This is a genomic window from Corynebacterium sp. MSK041 (genome assembly GCF_030232265.1).
Taxonomy (GTDB): Bacteria; Actinomycetota; Actinomycetes; order Mycobacteriales; family Mycobacteriaceae; genus Corynebacterium.
The window spans coordinates 1-17,816 of record NZ_JASPJK010000008.1; the positions used below are offsets into that span (position 1 = coordinate 1).

18 protein-coding genes are annotated in these 17,816 nt (G+C 62.9%); 6 read left to right on the forward strand and 12 right to left on the reverse strand.

Going from position 1 to position 17,816, the window contains the following annotated elements; translation table 11 throughout:
- Positions 1-78: 78 nt before the first annotated feature.
- The 4 genes from QP968_RS07370 to QP968_RS07385 are packed head-to-tail and all read right to left on the reverse strand — an operon-like array spanning position 79 to position 4,217.
- Positions 79-1,641 (reverse strand): DNA polymerase Y family protein, encoded by a 1,563-nt coding sequence (locus tag QP968_RS07370; protein WP_284855774.1) that lies wholly within the window; start codon positions 1,639-1,641, stop codon positions 79-81.
- A complete protein-coding gene (gene imuA', locus QP968_RS07375; RefSeq protein WP_284855775.1) occupies positions 1,642-2,343 on the reverse strand; it encodes a DnaE2-dependent mutagenesis accessory factor ImuA' in 702 nt (233 codons plus the stop codon).
- Positions 2,344-2,401: 58 nt separating this feature from the next.
- A complete protein-coding gene (locus QP968_RS07380) occupies positions 2,402-3,073 on the reverse strand; it encodes a response regulator transcription factor (protein WP_284855776.1) in 672 nt (223 codons plus the stop codon).
- A 10-nt stretch (positions 3,074-3,083) separates the two neighbouring features.
- Positions 3,084-4,217, reverse strand: a complete 1,134-nt coding sequence (locus QP968_RS07385) for an ATP-binding protein (RefSeq protein WP_284855777.1) — start codon at positions 4,215-4,217, stop codon at positions 3,084-3,086.
- Between the two features lie 111 nt (positions 4,218-4,328).
- Here QP968_RS07385 and QP968_RS07390 point away from each other — a divergent pair, with 111 nt between their 5' ends.
- Positions 4,329-5,396 carry a PspC domain-containing protein gene (locus QP968_RS07390; RefSeq protein WP_284855778.1) on the forward strand — a complete coding sequence of 356 codons (1,068 nt, stop codon included), beginning with the start codon at positions 4,329-4,331 and terminating at the stop codon, positions 5,394-5,396.
- Positions 5,397-5,425: 29 nt separating this feature from the next.
- Here QP968_RS07390 and guaA read toward each other — a convergent pair whose 3' ends face one another.
- Positions 5,426-6,997, reverse strand: a complete 1,572-nt coding sequence (guaA, locus tag QP968_RS07395) for a glutamine-hydrolyzing GMP synthase (protein ID WP_284855779.1) — start codon at positions 6,995-6,997, stop codon at positions 5,426-5,428.
- A gap of 42 nt (positions 6,998-7,039) precedes the next feature.
- Between guaA and QP968_RS07400 the strand changes: the two genes are divergently transcribed.
- Together QP968_RS07400 and QP968_RS07405 are read left to right on the forward strand one after the other, a co-directional pair.
- Positions 7,040-7,915 (forward strand): EamA family transporter, encoded by an 876-nt coding sequence (locus tag QP968_RS07400; RefSeq protein ID WP_284855780.1) that lies wholly within the window; start codon positions 7,040-7,042, stop codon positions 7,913-7,915.
- A 10-nt stretch (positions 7,916-7,925) separates the two neighbouring features.
- Positions 7,926-8,636 (forward strand): metal-dependent transcriptional regulator, encoded by a 711-nt coding sequence (locus QP968_RS07405; RefSeq protein WP_284855781.1) that lies wholly within the window; start codon positions 7,926-7,928, stop codon positions 8,634-8,636.
- Here the strand turns inward: QP968_RS07405 and QP968_RS07410 are convergent.
- The 5 genes from QP968_RS07410 to guaB all read right to left on the reverse strand — a co-directional run bounded on the left by QP968_RS07410 (position 8,564) and on the right by guaB (position 14,068).
- Positions 8,564-9,478, reverse strand: a complete 915-nt coding sequence (locus QP968_RS07410) for a metal ABC transporter permease (protein WP_284855782.1) — start codon at positions 9,476-9,478, stop codon at positions 8,564-8,566. The genes QP968_RS07405 and QP968_RS07410 overlap by 73 nt on opposite strands.
- Complete coding sequence (locus QP968_RS07415) at positions 9,475-10,215, reverse strand: metal ABC transporter ATP-binding protein (protein WP_284855783.1); 741 nt, start codon at positions 10,213-10,215, stop codon at positions 9,475-9,477. The genes QP968_RS07410 and QP968_RS07415 overlap by 4 nt, the downstream gene beginning before the upstream one ends.
- 4 nt (positions 10,216-10,219) lie before the next feature.
- Entirely contained in the window at positions 10,220-11,140 is a 921-nt protein-coding gene (locus tag QP968_RS07420; protein WP_502870926.1) for a metal ABC transporter substrate-binding protein, read from the reverse strand.
- Positions 11,141-11,303: 163 nt separating this feature from the next.
- The gene (locus QP968_RS07425) at positions 11,304-12,518 is read right to left on the reverse strand and encodes a GuaB3 family IMP dehydrogenase-related protein (protein WP_284855784.1); all 1,215 of its coding nucleotides are present in this window, start codon (positions 12,516-12,518) and stop codon (positions 11,304-11,306) included.
- 2 nt (positions 12,519-12,520) lie between these two features.
- The gene (gene guaB / locus QP968_RS07430; protein WP_284855785.1) at positions 12,521-14,068 is read right to left on the reverse strand and encodes an IMP dehydrogenase; all 1,548 of its coding nucleotides are present in this window, start codon (positions 14,066-14,068) and stop codon (positions 12,521-12,523) included.
- A gap of 128 nt (positions 14,069-14,196) precedes the next feature.
- Here guaB and QP968_RS07435 point away from each other — a divergent pair, with 128 nt between their 5' ends.
- Positions 14,197-14,568: a DUF5319 domain-containing protein gene (locus QP968_RS07435; protein ID WP_284855786.1), complete on the forward strand. Its 372-nt coding sequence runs from the start codon at positions 14,197-14,199 to the stop codon at positions 14,566-14,568.
- A 21-nt stretch (positions 14,569-14,589) separates the two neighbouring features.
- On the opposite strand, the gene QP968_RS07440 is transcribed toward QP968_RS07435, so the two are convergent.
- Both QP968_RS07440 and QP968_RS07445 read right to left on the reverse strand, forming a co-directional pair.
- Entirely contained in the window at positions 14,590-15,372 is a 783-nt protein-coding gene (locus QP968_RS07440; RefSeq protein WP_284855787.1) for a hypothetical protein, read from the reverse strand.
- Between the two features lie 2 nt (positions 15,373-15,374).
- Positions 15,375-15,950, reverse strand: a complete 576-nt coding sequence (locus tag QP968_RS07445; protein WP_284855788.1) for a sigma-70 family RNA polymerase sigma factor — start codon at positions 15,948-15,950, stop codon at positions 15,375-15,377.
- A gap of 308 nt (positions 15,951-16,258) precedes the next feature.
- On the opposite strand from QP968_RS07445, the gene QP968_RS07450 reads away from it, so the two are divergent.
- Together QP968_RS07450 and QP968_RS07455 are read left to right on the forward strand one after the other, a co-directional pair.
- Complete coding sequence (locus QP968_RS07450) at positions 16,259-16,558, forward strand: WhiB family transcriptional regulator (RefSeq protein WP_284855789.1); 300 nt, start codon at positions 16,259-16,261, stop codon at positions 16,556-16,558.
- Positions 16,559-16,697: 139 nt separating this feature from the next.
- Positions 16,698-17,807, forward strand: coding sequence for an HNH endonuclease signature motif containing protein (locus tag QP968_RS07455; RefSeq protein ID WP_284855790.1), 1,110 nt, complete (start codon positions 16,698-16,700; stop codon positions 17,805-17,807).
- The last annotated feature ends 9 nt before the right edge of the window (positions 17,808-17,816 follow it).

Consider the following 17,816-nt stretch of genomic DNA (forward strand, 5'->3'; position numbering starts at 1 on the left):
GGGACACTGAAAGGGACTCCGGCAGCACGCTCGGCACAACCCACAACGCCGCAGGTCAGCGCGTACAGATGGGTGTAGCTAGGTGTACATCGCCTCGACCCGCCACTGCTGCTTCGACCACACCAGCAGCCACCCCACTGGTTCTTGATCACGTGGCGTGCAGCCGACGACTTGGAGACGGGCGACTTTGTGGGGTGTCTCCTCCCACCATTCGCCGTCCACGGGCCACGGACCTGCCCAGCCTGTGATGAGGTATTTGTTGCCACCCCAGCTCAGGGCGTAAGGCTGGGAGGTGAGTAGCGCTTCTGCGGTGACGCCGATGGGGGTGGCGTGGGCATCAATCATCGTGACCCGTGATGCCGGGTGGTTTAAGCCACCACCAATCCGCGCTGGCAAAGGCTGCGGGATCGCGCCAGGCCAGGCGGCGTTGCTGCTCTCAGGGCCGCGTTCCCCAAAGGGAACGAGGGCGACGCGTTCTGCCACCCCGCGCCCGCCGACGAAGCGTGGCTGCACCACCGCATCGATCCCGAGCTGGGACTGCACGCGTTCCGCCACCCGGCGCGCCTGAGCATTCCCCGCCCCAGGTCCCGCGGCAGGACCGCTGCCCCACAACTGCCCCGCGGTATCGGGCTGCGCCACTTCCAACGGTTCAAGGATCAGGGAGGTGATTGCCCCGGCACCGCCGTGCGTCAACCACCCATCGAGCTGCCACCGCACCCGATCGGCCGTGGCCTCTTCCGTCAGGGCTTCGCGGGTACGCCACGTGCGTTCCACGATCTCCCCGCCGTCTACTTCTGCTTTTACTTTGAGGCGAAGACAGTTCAGACCCGCATCCGCGAGACGTTCATGCAGGTGCGCCGCCAAAGCACGAGCGGCGAAGGCAGCGGCATCAACACGCTCGATGGGGTCTTCCGGAAACACTGACACGCTCAGGTCCGCCGACGGAATCTCCGGCGCTACCCGCCGGTCCGGCGCAGCACACGCAATGCGGTGGCAATGCAGCCCTGCACGCCCAAAACGCGTGGATATGGCAGTGGATGGCAGCGCGGCGAGCTCCCCAAGCGTGCCCACCCCCAGCTGCCCCAGGGCAGCGACGGTGTCTGCGTCCGCACCCAGGCTTGTCTCCGCCACCAGCATGCGCAGAGGAAGACCGGCGAGAAACGCCGCCGACTGCCCCGCCGGCACCACCGCCGGGACACGCGCCGCGATGACAGCCGTGGCAATCTCATCGGCTACGCCGGCGAGGGCGTCGATGCCGCGGCGGGAGGCAGCGTCGATAAGCATCTCCGTCGCTTTTTCCTCGCTCCCGTGGAACGTGCCCGCGGCGGCGATATCCACGACGACGAGCCCTGGGCGCAGGACCTCCACGGACGCGGCAACATCATCGAAACTCGCCGCGAGCGCCGCGAACATGCGCCCATCCCGGTCCGGATTATCCTCCACCACCGTCAGATCCGGGCACACGGACTGAGCGTGACGCACCTTCATCCCACGCCGAATCCCCAGTTTGCGCGCCGCGTGCGACACCACTTTGATGCGATGATGCGCACCGATCGCCAACGGCTCCTCCAGCTCATCCCCCGCATCGAGCCGCGCCGCCTGGATCGGCCAATCCGGGAACCACACGGCCGCCACGCGCATCTACCGCACCACCCGCAAGGCAGGTGCCGGCGCGTCACCCACCGTGATCACGGTCGAGGCCGGGCGCGTGTTCTTCTGCGTGACCCGCACCCGCACGTCCATCCCCATGATGCGGCCAGTGCCGCGGCCGATACCGTGGAAGCCCACCACTTCCCCCGTCATAGACAGCGCCGGCGACGGCACCGTCGCCCCCACCAGCATGAGCGCGGCATGGCCCTTGCGCAGCTTGCCCAGCAACGGCCGGGCCCGCACCGGCGACAACTCCAGCGCAACCGGAGAACGGAACACCACCAGGTCAAGCCCTTCCACCAGTACCCCGGCCACGCCCAGCGGATCCACGCCGGCGTCCGGCACCGCGATGATGCGCTCCAGACCTGCCGCCGGCAGCGCGGCATAAGACAGCTCCGACCACCCCACCACACCCGCGTGTCCACCAGCAGCGGTAACATGGCGCAGCAACTCCACAACCAGCCCCGGCGTGTCGCTCAGGTGTGTGATTGCGCGCCGCGGAAGGCCGCCGGGAAGGACGGAGCCCAGGGGCCCGTCGATAGGCAGCAGGTCAAGACCTTGAACCGCACTTTCTTCCCGCGCGCCCCCTCCCATCTGCGAAATCTGGGCGCGCAGCTGCGCAATTTGTTCGGCGCGCGAGGAAGCAAGTGGCACGGCAGCCAGATCAACCTTACGAACACTTGTTCCACTCACGCGAATTATTATGCTCCGCGTGGGCGACACGGTCAATCCCCGTGGTCGAACATATTTTCTAGTCCAGTGAGTGCTGTGACGCCCACCGCGTCAACTGATGGCGGTTCGACGTTTGCGTCTTACGCAGCACATTCGACGCGTGCGTTTCCACCGTCTTCACCGAAATGAACAGCTCCGCCGCAATCTCCTTATACGTGTAGCCGCGCGCCAAAAGCCGCAGCACTTCGAGCTCTCTGCGCGTGAGCTTATCGACGATCTCCCCCTCCCCCACCTTCTCCGGCTCCCCCGCCGGATCCTCCACAACCCCGCCGGAGGCAAACGCATCGAGGACAAACCCAGCGAGGCGCGGCGAGAAGTACGCATCCCCACCATGCACCTGCATGACGGCTTCAGCGAGCTCCGGGCCGTTGATGTTCTTCGTCACGTACCCGCGCGCCCCCGCACGGATGAGAGCGATGACGTCTTCCGCCGCATCCGACACAGACAGCGCCAAGTACTTCGGGCCCGGTGCTTGCGTGATCACGGCGAGGCCACCGCCGTCCGGCATGTGGACGTCCAGGAGGACAACGTCAGGCTTCGTCTCCGCGATACCAGCAACGGCCTCGGCCACAGTGCCAGCATCGCCGACGACCTCAATCGCCGCGGCGGAATAAGCACCGGCCAGTTCGGCGCGGACGCCGGAGCGGAAGACGGAGTGGTCGTCGACAAGAAAAACGCGAACTGGCTGCATGATCTCGACTTTACAGCGGCAACGTGAGTACCACTTCTGTTCCTTCGCCCTGGGCCGTTTTCACCGCGGCGGTCCCGCCGGCACTGTCCATGCGGCCGGTGATGGAATCGCGGATGCCGTGCCGATCCGCCGGGACAGCATCCACATCAAAGCCGGTTCCACGGTCACGAACGAACACGCTGAGCTCACCAGCGATGTGTTCCACGTACACGTCAATGGCGGACGTGCCTGAATGCTTCGCGGCATTCACCATGGCTTCGCGAGCTGCCAAGACGATGGGTTCCACGTGCTCCTCCAGCGCCAGGTCCTCACCGACGGTGACGGGCCGGATGCGCACATTAAACATGTCCTCGACCTCACCCGCCGCGGTGTTGAGGGCGGCGAAGAGGCTGGTGGGGGTGGCGGGGGCGTCGTAAAGCCAGGCGCGCAGTTCACGCTCCTGGCCGCGAGCAAGGCGCGCAACCTCCTCCGCATCATCCGCGCGCTTTTGGATGAGGGCGAGTGTCTGCAGCACTGAATCATGCAGATGAGCGGCAATAACAGCATGCTGGTCGGCCACCGCTTTCTCCTCGCGCTCCTGCACGAGCGAGCGGAACAGCCGCAGAATCAACGGCACCACCAGAATGCCCACGCCAATCACCGAGGCAAGAACCGCCATGATCACGCCAGTAATCCCACCGCGGTCACCCATCAGGGCAATGACCACGACACCACCCATCACCAACACCGCGCCACACGCCAACAGCACGACGGAACCGGTGGTGCGCATGTCACGGTCATAGGCCTGCCACGCCAACACCGCGCCAAGAGCCACCAGCGCGATAACCAGGAAGAACCAGCCGGCACCGCCTGCCGATAGGGCCCACAGCGCAAACGCCCCCACGATCATGAAGGCATGCGCAGCACCCCCGACGCGGTAGCGGTCAATCACCGGCTCCTGCGGCGTGCCCACCGGGCTGAACATCCACAGCGCCGCATACGCCAGAACTCCCATCCCGCCGAGGAAGGAGGTGAGGGTGAGGGCGAGGCGGACCCAGGTGACGTCGATACGCAAATGCGCCGACAACCCTGCGGCGACACCTGCGACAACCCGCCCTTGCTCCACGCGCACAAAACGCGGGTAGGCACCATTGGAATAGGACATGCGCTTATCTTTGCATGCTTGTTCGCGGCGCGAATCAGGGTAAACCCTGAAATCCAAAAACCAGGGTCATTCCCGATACCGCTCCGCGCCCCTGCATTTCATACTGGAACCATGAACGAGACACTGAAGGAAATGTGGGACACCCGCCCTCCCCGCATCCCGAAGAAACAGGGCGGAAACGCAATGATCGCCGGCATCTGCGAAGGCATCGCGGTGCGCTACCGCATCGACGCATTGCTCGTCCGCGTGGCTTTTGTTGCCTTGTCCTTCGCGTTTGGTGTTGGCCTGTTCACCTACATCCTGTGTGGTTTCCTCATGCCGCGCTTTGGCATGGCAGCCAGCCCCGCGGAGGTGATCTCGCGGCCGAATGAAGAACTGACGGACGCGGAGCGCGATGACCGCACCACCGGCTGGGTGCTGCTGGTTTTGCTCATCATCTTCTTCCCCACCTTGTCCGTGGGCGCTGGCGGCGAGCTGGTGTTCTCTGCCCTCGGCGGCCTCGTGGCTGCGGCGGTGGCATGGTGGGCGCTGCACCAGCGCACGCCGGTCCCGCCGGCTGGGCTCGTGGTCCCGCCTTCTCCGCAGAAGCCTCACGAACCGAAGACGCAGCCTGAGCCGCCGGTGACTGCGCGGTTCACACCACCGGAAGGCCACGAACACCCGGCTGGCCCGGAACCTGCTGCCCCTACTCCCCCGGCGTGGGATCCGTTGGGCGCGGCGCCAGGGCTGTGGCACCTGCCGGACCCTGCCCCGGAGCCGGCCCCGGAACCGGAGCCTAAGAAGAAGGGCTCGCGCCTGTGGCTGTGGATCCCGGTGGCGTTGCTCATCGCCGCACCCCTCGTCTTCGTGCCTGGCGTCTCCGACCGCATCGGCGAAGTGAACGTCTCCTACGAGGACGCGAATTCAATCCCGGATGTGGACAATCTCGTCGGCGAAATGAACGTTGACCTCTCGAACCTGGCGCCGCTCAAGGAGCCAAAGACCGTCAACTTCAACAACGGCATCGGCGAGATCAACATCCTCCTGCCGAAGAACGTGCCCGTTGAGGTGCACTGCCAGGCCAACGTCGGCGACACCACCTGCCCCTCAGGAAAGCAAAACGCGGACAAGGATGGCGCGCTGCTCACCATTAATGTGAAGCACCGCATTGGATCCGTGTCCGCGCAGTTTGCTGAGTAAGACAGTAAGACTGGGTTAATCTCCCAGGCTTACTCCCACTCGATGGTTCCCGGTGGCTTGGACGTGATGTCCACGACCACGCGGTTGACGTCCTCCACCTCGTTTGTGATGCGGGTGGAGATCGTCTCCAGCACCTCGTACGGCACGCGCACCCAGTCGGCGGTCATCGCGTCCTCGGAAGCAACCGGTCGCAGCACAATCGGGTGGCCGTAGGTGCGGCCGTCACCCTGAACACCGACGGAGCGAACGTCTGCGAGCAAGACCACCGGGCACTGCCAGATCTGATCGTCCAGGCCAGCGCGGGTGAGTTCCTCGCGGGCGATGGCATCGGCCTTGCGCAGGGTCTCTAGGCGTTCCGACGTCACCTCACCGACAATGCGGATACCCAGGCCCGGGCCCGGGAACGGCTGGCGGTTCACAATAACCTCCGGCAGACCCAGCTCCCGGCCAACAGCGCGGACCTCGTCCTTAAACAGCAGGCGGAGCGGCTCGACAAGCTCGAACTCCACATCGTCCGGCAGGCCACCCACGTTGTGGTGGCTCTTGATGTTCGCGGTGCCCGTGCCGCCGCCGGATTCCACAACATCCGGGTACAGGGTGCCCTGGACGAGGAAGCCCACGTCCTCCCCCTCCAGCACGGAGGCCACGGCGCGCTCGAAGGAACGGATGAACTCCGCACCAATCGCCTTACGTTTCGCCTCCGGCTCCGTCACGCCGGCGAGCTTGCTCAGGAAGGCGTCACGCTCATCCACCGTCACCAGCTTCGCGCCGGTTGCGGCCACGAAGTCCTTCTCCACCTGCTCGCGCTCGCCCTGGCGCAGCAGACCGTGGTCAACGAACACGCAGGTCAAACGGTCGCCGATCGCACGCTGCACCAGCGCCGCTGCGACAGCGGAGTCCACGCCGCCAGACAGACCACAGATGGCGTGGCCGTCGGGGCCGATTTGGGCCGAGACAGCGTCGATAAGCTGCTCTGCAATATTCGACGCCGTCCAGGTCTGCTCGAGCCCCGCGATCTCCGTGAGGAAGCGGGTGAGCACCTGCTGACCGTGCGGCGAGTGCATGACCTCCGGGTGGTACTGCACGCCCGCCATACGCTGATCCGCGTTCTCAAAGGCGGCGACCGGTGCACCCTCAGAAGACGCGGTGACCTCGAAACCTTCCGGCGCCTGCGTCACGGAATCGCCGTGGCTCATCCACACGGAATGCTGCTCCGACAGGCCAGCGTGGAGGACGCCACCGCACACATCCATCTTCGTGCGGCCGTACTCGCGCGAACCCGTCTTGGCCACGGTGCCACCCAACGCCTGAGTCATCACCTGGAAGCCGTAGCAAATGCCGAACGTGGGCAAGCCCAGCTCGAAGATGGCCGGATCGAGCTTCGGCGCACCGTCCTCGTACACAGACGACGGGCCGCCGGACAGCACGAGTGCAACCGGGCCCTTAGCTTTCAATTCTTCAGCCGTGATCGTGTGCGGCACGACCTCAGAGTAGATGCGCGCTTCACGCACGCGACGGGCAATGAGCTGTGCATACTGCGCGCCGAAGTCCACAACAAGGACTGGGCGCGGATGCGCGTTAGCAGTTGGAGAGGTAGTCACGGATTCAAAGTTTAACGCATGGCCTGCATAGACTGAACCGCCATGACCGCTTCTGCTCCTACCTCATCGCTTGGCGTTGCGTGCATCATCGGCTCGTGCATTTCGCTGCAGCTTGGGGCGGCCCTGGCGGTTGAGTTGTTCCCGCACGCCGGCAGTTGGGCAACGGCATCGTTGCGCCTGCTTCTCGCGGCGGTGATCCTTCTCGCGGCAAGCCGTCCGCACTTTTGGGCTTGGACTTCGGATCAGTGGCGCGCCGTGATCACGTTTGGGTTGACCATGGGGTTCATGAACGGCTGTTTCTACACAGCGATCGAGCGGATCCCCCTCGGCACCGCAGTGACCATCGAGTTCTTGGGCCCGCTGACTCTCGCCGCGCTGTTGTCGCGCTCCGTGCGCGACGCGATCTGCGTGGCCCTTGCGCTCACCGGCATGCTGCTGCTGGGCATCAATTCCTACAACGGCTATCCGCTCGACCCGGTTGGCGTTGCGTTCACACTGACAGCGGGTGTGTTCTGGGCGCTGTACATTCTTGCATCCAAGCGCGCGGGCAATTCGGTGCCTGGCCAGGGTGGTCTCGCGGTGGCTCTGTTCATCGGTGGCCTGGCCCTCATGCCGCTCGGCTGGCAGGGTTCGCTGACCATCATGTCGGACACCCACCTCTTCGGCATCGCGCTGGGCACCGCGGTTCTTGCGTCGCTCGTGCCGTACTCGCTGGAGCTTATTGCTTTACGACGTCTCACCCCCAACACCTTCGCCATCTTCCTCGCCCTCGAGCCCGCCATCGCCGCATTCTTCGGCTGGCTGCTGCTGTCGGAGCACATCTCGGGAATGAAGTTCACGGCGATCCTTCTGGTGATCGCAGCCGCGGTCATTCAGGCAATGCAAGGGCGCGGTAAGAAAAGAGCTCAACCCGTATAGAGTGATTCCTATGTCCGTAAACGACCTGTCTACCTCGACCCAGAACTACCTGAAGGTGATCTGGAGTCTCACGGAATGGTCGGCTGAACCCGTCACCGCAACGTTGATCTCCCGGCAGACGGGTTTGCGCATGTCCTCGGTGTCTGACGCGATGCGCAAGCTAGGTTCGCAGGGGTTGATTTCCCACGCACCGTACGGCTCCGTGGAGCTGACGGACGAGGGCCGCACCTACGCCGTAGCCATGATCAGGCGACATCGACTCATCGAGACGTTCTTGGTGGACACCCTCGGCTACACCTGGGACCAGGTCCACGACGAGGCCGAGAACATGGAGCACGCGGTCTCCGATTTCTTCGTCGCTCGGCTCGACGAGTTCCTGGGCCACCCGGAGCGCGACCCGCACGGAGATCCCATCCCTGCCGCGGACGGTACCGTGCCAGCGCTGGATGCCCGCAGCCTCACCGACCTGGCCGCGGCCATGGAAAAGGGCACAGAAAAACTCCGGGTCACCGTCGAAAGGATTTCGGACTCGGACCCGGAGCTGCTCAAGCACTTCGAGGAAAACGGCATCGTCGTCGGCGCCGTCCTGACGGTCACGGAAGGTGCGCCGTTCTCGGAGGCGCTGGAGGTGACCGTCGATAAGGCTTCTCAGGCCGTGCCGCTGGGCAACATCGCTACGGATGCGTTGTTCGTCTCCACAGCCTCCCCTACTTCGGCGTAGACAGGCTTCTTCCTCATCAGCTTCGTGATGATGCCCTGGCTCGGACTAAACAGATACACCAGTAGGAACACCACGCCCTGCGCCACGACGATGAGCCCACCCGGCGACGCATCCAGGTAATAGCTGGCGTACAAGCCAACCACAGAGCATCCTGCCGCCATCACTGGCGCGATGATCAGCATGTGGCTGAACGTGTTGGTCAGCAGGTAGGCGGTCGCGCCGGGGATGATCAGCATGGCCACCACGAGGATGACACCGACGGCCTGCAGCCCAACCACGCATGTCAACGCCAGCAGCGCGAGCAGCACCGCACCGATCATTTTCGGGCGCAGCCCGATCGCGTGAGCGTGGATCGGGTCGAAGGCAAACAGAGTGAAGTCGCGTCGCTTGAGCAGGAGGATCGCTAGCGTGATGGCACCCAACAAGAGGATTTGCGCGAGGTCAGCTTTGGACACACCGAGCAGGTTGCCGAAGATGATGTGATTCAGGTCCGTGTGCGATGGCGTCACGGAGATGAGCACAAGGCCGAACGCGAACAGCGTGGTGAAGACGATGCCGATCGCGGCGTCTTCTTTCAGGCGGCTCGTGTCGCGCACCACGCCGATCAAGCCGACCGCGAGGAAGCCGAAGATCACGGCCCCCACAGCAAAAGGCGCGCCGAGCAGGTATGCCACCACCACGCCGGGGAAGACTGCGTGGGACACCGCGTCGCCCATGAGTGACCAGCCGATGAGCACCAGCCAGCATGACAGCACCGCACACACCACAGACGCGACAAGGCTGGTTGCCAGTGCGCGCGTCATGAAGTCGTAGGCAAAGGGGTCAAGGAGGAAAGACATCATTGGTTCATCACATCCAAGCCAAAGGCGGCAGCGAGGTTCTCTGGTTTCAGGACTTCCGCGGGCTGCCCATGCACGAGCACGCGGCGGTACAGCAGGAGCGCCTCATCCGCCAGGTCAGGCAGCGCAGGCAGATCATGGGTAGACACGAAGATCGTGGATCCGCTCGCCGCCATCTCACGAAAGAGCCGGGTCATCGTTGCTTCGCTTCGCTTATCGACGCCCGCAAACGGCTCATCCAACAACATAATCTCCGCCCCCTGCGCAATACACCGAGCGACGAATGCCCGTTTGCGCTGGCCACCGGACAGTTGCCCGATCTGGCGGTCGGCGAATTCGGTGAGCTCCACGCGTTCCAGCGCGTGCTCCACCGCTTCCATGTCTTTGCGGTGTGGTCGGCGGGTAAAACCCATCTGGCCGTAGCGGCCCATCATGACCACGTCGCGGACACTGACCGGGAAGTCCCAGTCCACTGCTTCGCGTTGGGGGACGTAGCCGAGGACGCCGGAACGTCGTGAAGCAGCGGGGTCCTGGCCGTTGATGGCCACGGTGCCCACGTCAGGCTGGATATGGCCCATGATCGTTTTGAACAGCGTCGATTTACCGGAGCCATTCATCCCGACGAGTCCGCACACGCGCCCCGGCGCGATGTCCAGGGTGACGCCGTCGAGAGCAAGCACGCTCCCATAGTGGACGGTGACATCGCGCACCGAGATTGCTGCTGTACCCTGCTGGCTCATTGCACTACTTCTTTCCTGTCAGAGCCTTGGTGATCACGTCTGCGTCGTGCTTGATCAGGTCGAGGTAGGTCGGCACCGGGCCACCCTCTTCCGAGAGCGAGTCCACGTAGAGCGTGCCACCGTAGGTTGCGTTGGTGGCCTCGACCACGCGCTGCATCGGTGCATCCGAAACAGTGGACTCACAGAAGACCGCCGGGACGTCGTTTTCCTTCACGAACTCGATAGCGCGGGAAATCTGCTGCGGAGTCGCCTCGTTCTCGGAGTTCACCGCCCAAATGAAGCGCTCCTCCAACCCAGCATCACGTGCCATGTAGGAAAACGCCCCTTCGCAGGTCACCAGCGCACGGCGCTTCTCCGGCAGCTGGGACAGCTCCTCCACCATTCCGTCGTGGACCTCCTGGAGCTGATTCTTGTAATCCTCACCATTGCGCTCAAAGTCGGTGGCGTGCTCCGGATCAAGCTCAGAGAAGGCTGCGACCATGTTGTCAACGTAGGTCCTCACCTCAAGCGGGCTCATCCACGCGTGCGGGTTAGGCAGGCCGGCACCTTCGTCCTCGGTGATGTCAATCGGGGTGATGCCGTCCGTCACGGTGACGTGCGGTGCGTCACTGTCCTCCACGAACTGAGAGAACCAGTTCTCCAGGTTCAGGCCGTTATCCAGGATGAGGTCCGCGTTGGTCGCGCGACGAATATCCGCCGGCGTTGGCTCATAGCCGTGGATTTCAGCGCCCGGCTTGGTCAGGGACTCAACCGTGAGGTGCTCTCCCGCCACATTCTGCGCGATGTCCTGGATCACCGTGAAGGTGGTCAACACCGTCGGCTTCTCCGAAGCCTTCTCCGCGGCCTCCTCTTCCGTCGCCGGTGCACAACCCACCAGCAGCATTGCCGCTGCCGCAAACGCTGCGAATCTCCGTGCTATGGCCATTTTCATCTCCCATCAGAACGATATTCCGTCATTGCAGTTTCTAAAGTACGTCTTGCCGTACTTTTATTTTCGCAAGACTACACCGCTTGACGAAGATAAGCCAAACCAAAGAAAACCGCCCGGCGGAAAACCCACCAGGCGGCCGTAGAAGGAGCGCGGAAAACTACTGCGAGACGGTGATACTCACCTTCTGGAAGCTCTTGATGTCCGTGTAGCCACACTTCGCCATCGCACGGCGCAAACCACCGACGAGGTTGTAGCCACCCCACGTGCTCGTGGACGGACCATGCAACACGGTCTCCAGGCTCGGACGATCAGCACCGCTCGCGGCAATGATGTCCTCGTGGGATGCGCCACCATCACTCGCCAGACCTGCCTCAACCCAGCCGTAGCCGTACTCGGTCTGAGTGATCAGGCCGCGCGGGAAGCGCGGGTGTGCGCTCTGAGACTGCCAGTAGAAGCCGTGTCCAGCAGCCTCGGCCGCAGCAGCGAGCGGCTGCCCCAGCATGACCGCATCCGCACCACAGGCAACGGCGCGGGCGATTTCACCGCTAGTGTCAATGTCACCATCGGCGATCACGTGGACGTAGCGGCCCTCAGTCTCGTCGAGGTACTCACGGCGCGCCGCCGCAACATCGGCGATCTGGGTAGCCAGGTTGGAATCAATACCCAGCGCCAGCGGCGAGGTGGTGGAGCCCTGTCCCACGATGATGCCAGCCGCACCAGCGCGCATCAGGTGCAGTGCAGTGGTGTAATCCGACACACCACCGGCAATGACAGGCACCTCGAGGGAACCAATGAACTCCTTCAGGTTCAGCGGCTCCCCACCCTCCTGGACGTGCTCGGCGGAGATGTTCTCACCATGGATGAACAGGATCTCGGCCCCGGCCTTCACCACGATCGGCGCCAGCTCACGAGCATTCTGCGGGCTCACACGAACAGCAACGGTCACCCCCGAATCACGCACCTGTGCGATGCGCTCAGCCAACAGGTCCGTGTCCAGCGGTGCCGCATGCAATTCCTGCAGCTCCGCCACGCCCGGCTGACGGAAGCCATGCACGTCCTGATCAGCGAACAGAATCGGCTCGATGACCTTCTTGATCGCCGCATCCAGGTCCGCGTGACGGCCCCACAGGCCCTCAGCGTTGATCACGCCGAGGCCTCCCTGCTTGCCCATCTCGATGACAAACTCAGGGCTAGCCAGAGCGTCCGTCGGGTGGGAGACGAGGGGGACGTCGAACGTGTAGGCGTCGATATGCCAGCGCAGATCAACATCCTTCGAAGAACGCGTGCGACGCGACGGAACAATGTTGATCTCGTTCAAGCCGTACGCGCGACGCGCTTCACGGCCAATGCCAATTTCAACGTAATCACGCATGCTTAACCCCTGTAGTTCGGTGCTTCGACGGTCTGCGTGATGTCGTGCGGGTGGGACTCACGCAGGCCAGCGGTGGTGATCTGGACAAAGCGCTTGGTCTGCAGCTCCTCGATGGAGGCAGAACCGGTGTAGCCCATCGCCGCGCGCAACCCACCAACGATCTGGTGGGTGATCGCGTCAATCTCACCGCGGTACGGCACGCGGCCTTCAATGCCTTCCGGCACGAGCTTGTCTTCGCTGGTCACGTCAGCCTGGAAGTAGCGGTCCTTGGAGAAGGAGCGCTTCTCACCTGTCAGGCCACGGCCCTGCATCGCACCCATGGAGCCCATGCCACGGTAGCGCTTGTACTGCTTGCCACCCACGACCACGATGTCGCCCGGCGCTTCCTTCGTGCCAGCAAGCATGGAGCCGAGCATGACCGTCGACGCACCAGCAGCGAGCGCCTTAGCCACGTCACCGGAGTGCTGCATGCCGCCGTCAGCGATGACCGGAACGCCAGCAGCATGCGCCGGCACGGACGCCTCCAGGATCGAGGTGATCTGCGGGGCACCCACACCGGCAACCACGCGGGTGGTGCAGATGGAGCCCGGACCGATGCCCACCTTGATGGCATCCGCACCCGCCTCAATCATCGCGGCAGCGGCCTCGCGGGTGGCCAGGTTGCCGCCTACGACATCGACGCGGTCACCGAAATCCTTCTGCACCCGCGCAACCATCTCCAGGACGCGGTTGTTGTGTGCGTGGGCGGAGTCGACGACGAGGGCGTCCACGCCAGCGTCGACAAGCAGGCCCGCACGATTGTAGGAATCCTCGCCCGTGCCGATGCCCGCCGCGACGAGCAGACGCCCCTCACTGTCCTTCGAGGCGTTGGGGAACTGCTCGGTCTTCACAAAATCCTTCACGGTGATGAGGCCAGTGAGCTTGCCTTGCTTATCGACGATCGGCAGCTTCTCCACCTTATTCTCCGACAAAAGCTGGAGCGCCTCTTCCTTGCTCACGCCATCCTGCGCCACCACCAGCGGCATCGGCGTCATGACCTCGGACACCGGGCGCGAGAAATCAGCTTCAAAACGCATATCGCGGTTGGTGATAATGCCCACCAGCACACCCTGCTCATCCACCACCGGCAGACCCGAAATACGGAAACGAGCGCACAGCGCGTCCACATCGCTGATGCTCATGCCCGGCGTAGCGGTCACCGGATCCGTGACCATGCCGGACTCCGAACGCTTCACCACATCAACGTGCTCCGCCTGGTCCTCCGCCGACAGGTTGCGGTGCAGCACACCAATGCCGCCCTGACGCGCCATGGCAATGGCCATGCGGGACTCCGTCACCGTATCCATTGCTGCCGACGCAATCGGCATACCCAAACGAATATTGCGGGTGAACTGCGCCGAGGTATCCACCTCCCCCGGAACGATGTGGGACTCCGCAGGTAGGAGCAGCACGTCGTCAAAGGTCAGACCACGCAGAAGCACCTTCGACGGGTCATCCCCGCCGGTATGTACCCTCTCACCGGAATTATTAGAACCGAAGATGTTACCCATGTCGCTCCCTTGCTGTATCTCGCTTCCGCTTCTAGCCAGCAAGCATAGTGGGTAATCCGCCTACTCCCCCAATGAGAGCAGATGCCCCCGAAATGGCCCCTTGTTAGAGCCTTGCCTAGGCTGGGAGCATGTTCTTCGACTCGATGATGCCTCGTGACCCGTTCGCCGACGACCCCAACGACCCGGCGTCCTTCATCGAGGACGACGAAGCCCCCGCACCCCTCACACCGGAGGAGCGCGAAGCCGTCCTCCGCGATCTGGCCCAGACCCGCGAATTCAAGCTTGTGCTTGAGCCCCGCGGCATCCTCGGCATCACCTTCATCTGCGAAGACTGCGATGAGATGCACTTCTACGACTGGGACATCATGATCAACAACATGATCGCCATCCTCAACAGCCAACTGCCCCCAGTGCATGAGCCCAGCGCTCAGCCGAATTTCCAGGCCTACGTGCCCTGGGATTACGCGCTGGGGTACCTCGACGGCCTCGACGCGCGCTAGGTACGCGCGAAAGTAACGCTTTTACTGCGAAGACTGCGTGGCCGCCGGATCAGACTGCAGGATAATCGTCGTGGTCGGCGCTGCCGGCGAACTCTGACGGGTACTCGATGGCGCCGTAGATGTGCCGGTGGCCGTGGCCTCGCTCGGCTGCTCCGTCACCACCACGGTGACGGTAGTGGGCTCAAGAGTCACGGTGACCGTCTCCGGGGACTTCTCCTCTGAGGGCTGCTCCGGTTCAGGCGTGACCACAACGGTCTCCTTCGGGGCTGAAGCCCCCGGTGCCGAGGTGCCGCGCTCAAGGTTCATGGACTCACGCAGCTGATCAATCAGCAGTTTTGCGCCCGCCAAGTTGCCGCTTTCAGTCATGTTTTCAATCTCGTCGAGCTTGGTGGCCAGCTCCACAACATTCTTACGCTCACCAAAAACAGCCTGAGACGGGCCCCACAGAACAGACCCCGGGGTGGCGCTATACAGCGCAGCACCGGTCCCGGCAACGGCGACGGTGGCCGCAGCAGCGCCGACAAGACCGGCCATCCACGGGCTCGTCCGGAAACGGCGCGACGCCTCCCGCGCAGCACGGCGTTCGGTGAGGGAGGTGACGGGGGCCACGGCTTCGTCGATAAGCGGGGCGGCCGGCATGGGCGCTTCAACCTCATCCCGCAGACCCAGCAGCAGCGACGCGAGCTCATCTGCACCATCCGACGGATCAACACCGTGCGAAAGCGAGGTCAGGAAGGCGTCATCTGCCTCAACGTCGTGCTCATTACGACGGCGATGACGGCCAAACTGCGACATTGGCTCCATATCTACCCTCCCTGAACTTCCTCTTCGAGTGCCCGCCGGAGAGTGGCAAGCGCTCGGTGCTGCGCGACTCGGACCGCTCCTGCAGTGCTGCCCACAATCTCCGCTGTTTCCTCAGCAGACAATCCGACAAACACACGCAAGATGACAATCTCTCTCGCCTTGTCACTTAACAGATCGAGCAAAGCGCGCACTCTGTTACTTCCCGCCGCCACCATCGCTGCATCTTCGGGGGTAGCGCCGGAAAATTCCTGGTCAGGGACCTCGTCTGTCGGGTTTGTTTTGTCGCGCGCCAGCGCCCGGTGCGCATCCGCAACCTTGTTGAACGCAATGCCATACACGAAAGCCATGAACGGCTTGCCAGTGTCCTGATACTTCCCCACGCTCGTGGCCACGGCCAGGCAGATCTCCTGGGCAACATCCTCCGCGGTGGGAGTGCGCCCCGCGCTAATCCTCGCGCGGGCGTAACGCAGCACCATCGGGTGCACAATCTTGATGATGTCCTGGAGCGCCGCAGTATCACCTGCCTGGGCTAACGGTACGAGTTCGGCGAGACGTTGGTCCGCGTCAGCTGAGGCCATTACGTCTCTCCTTTTCTCGTAAATGGGCAGGGCTCGCAGGTATAACAGACCTGCACCGGCAACATCCTACGCGCCGGTCGCGTGATCTCCCTAAATCCCATGGCTCACCGCACAGCATTGTGAGCGTGACGTAACCAACAATTCACTAACGTTTCACCTTCAAACATTTGCGCACGTCAGGCAGATCAAAATGAAACGTGCTAGATCACATCTAACTGTGTGAAACCTGGCAGAAACCAATTGTTCACCATTGCCTTGCACACTGCGCGAGATAACGTTCGTCATAGGTTTCACACACGGAGATGTATATGCCTGCTCTTTCCATGCCCCAGCAGCTGCCCGGCCCGAATGCGGACTTCTGGGATTGGCAACTCCACGGCGCATGCCGCGGCGAGGCATCTGAGGTCTTCTACCACCCCGACGGGGAGCGTGGCCGCGCCCGTGCGAACCGCGAGAACCGCGCGAAGGCGATCTGCTTTTCCTGCCCTGTCCTCGAGCAATGCCGTGCTCACGCGCTTGCGGTTGCGGAGCCGTACGGCATCTGGGGTGGCATGAGCGAGTCCGAGCGCCAGGCTGCGCTGCGTCGCGTCAAGGTCGCCGCAAACTAGCTTCTCGCTTATCGACGTCTAAAAACCCCCAACCTTACTTAGACTGCCTTAACCCCCTGTTTGGTTCCATAAAATTTTACATTGTGGGAAATCTCAAAAACCCTTTACCCAGGGGTTTTGGCGCGGTTACCGTCGGGGCATGAAAACTTTTGATGATTTGTTGGATGCCCATAGCTCTTTAGGCATCGATACGTTAGAGCACTTTGATAAATCGCGGGCGCTTGACGCCGGTGTTGAACAATCCGCGGTGAATAACTGGAAATTAGTTCATGAGGCGTATTACGGGGAGAACTTATCCTCCGCCAAACAGCAAAAAGCGCGCGATAAAGCACGGGCGTTGGGGTTAAGCCTGGGATTGCTCGCGCAGATCGAGCGCGCTGTAAAACACATTTCTCACGCCACTCGGCGCCATAGCTACCGCATGAAGATGCTAAGTGCCGCCGCGCACGTCTCGCGTACCTGCACAGCTCTCCTTGCCTTGGCGAAGCGGATCGTCCCAGCCAAGGAGAAAACCCCGCCACGCGAGCAGGCCACCTTCGGCGTTCCGAATATGGGCAAGACCACCGTCACGCTGACCATGGATGAGCGTACCGCCGCCGACCTCAAATTCGCGGCTTACCAGGACCTAGACCCTTCAAAGCCGATCGGCCCGCAATTATTAAAAGCAATCGTTGCTCTCCTACGGGACGGAGGCGGTGTCGCGAAAGCAGTCCCCAGACCCTTGTTGCTCATCGGCCTCGACCAACACGTGCAGATCCTCAACGGCGAAGGCGATGAGGTCATCTTGGGGCTTACGGACGGCACCACGATGACGGGCGCGGAATACCTCAACCGCCTCATCGCTACCGCAGACAACCATCTCGAAGCAGCTATCTTCCACCCCGCTGAGGGAGCCATCAACCTCTACCGCAGCCAGCGCTTTGCAAACCAGAAACAGCGGGACTTGGCCAAAGCCACCTCCCCCGTCTGCGCGTTCATCGGCTGCCACCAGGCTGCGGATCTCTGCGAAACGCACCACATCAAGGCGTGGAAGAACGGCGGGGAAACCAACTTGAACAATCTCGCACCACTGTGCCGCTACCACAACCGCGTCAACGACGACGATCCACATCTTGCCCACCGCGGCCACGTAGAGATGCTCACCGGCACTCCCACCTGGATTTCCCCCAAGGGCTACCCAGTGGTCAACGACATCCACCCCTACGGAGCCATGCAGACGGTGTTCCCCCGAGCAGCCCAAGCAGCTTAGGCAACGAAA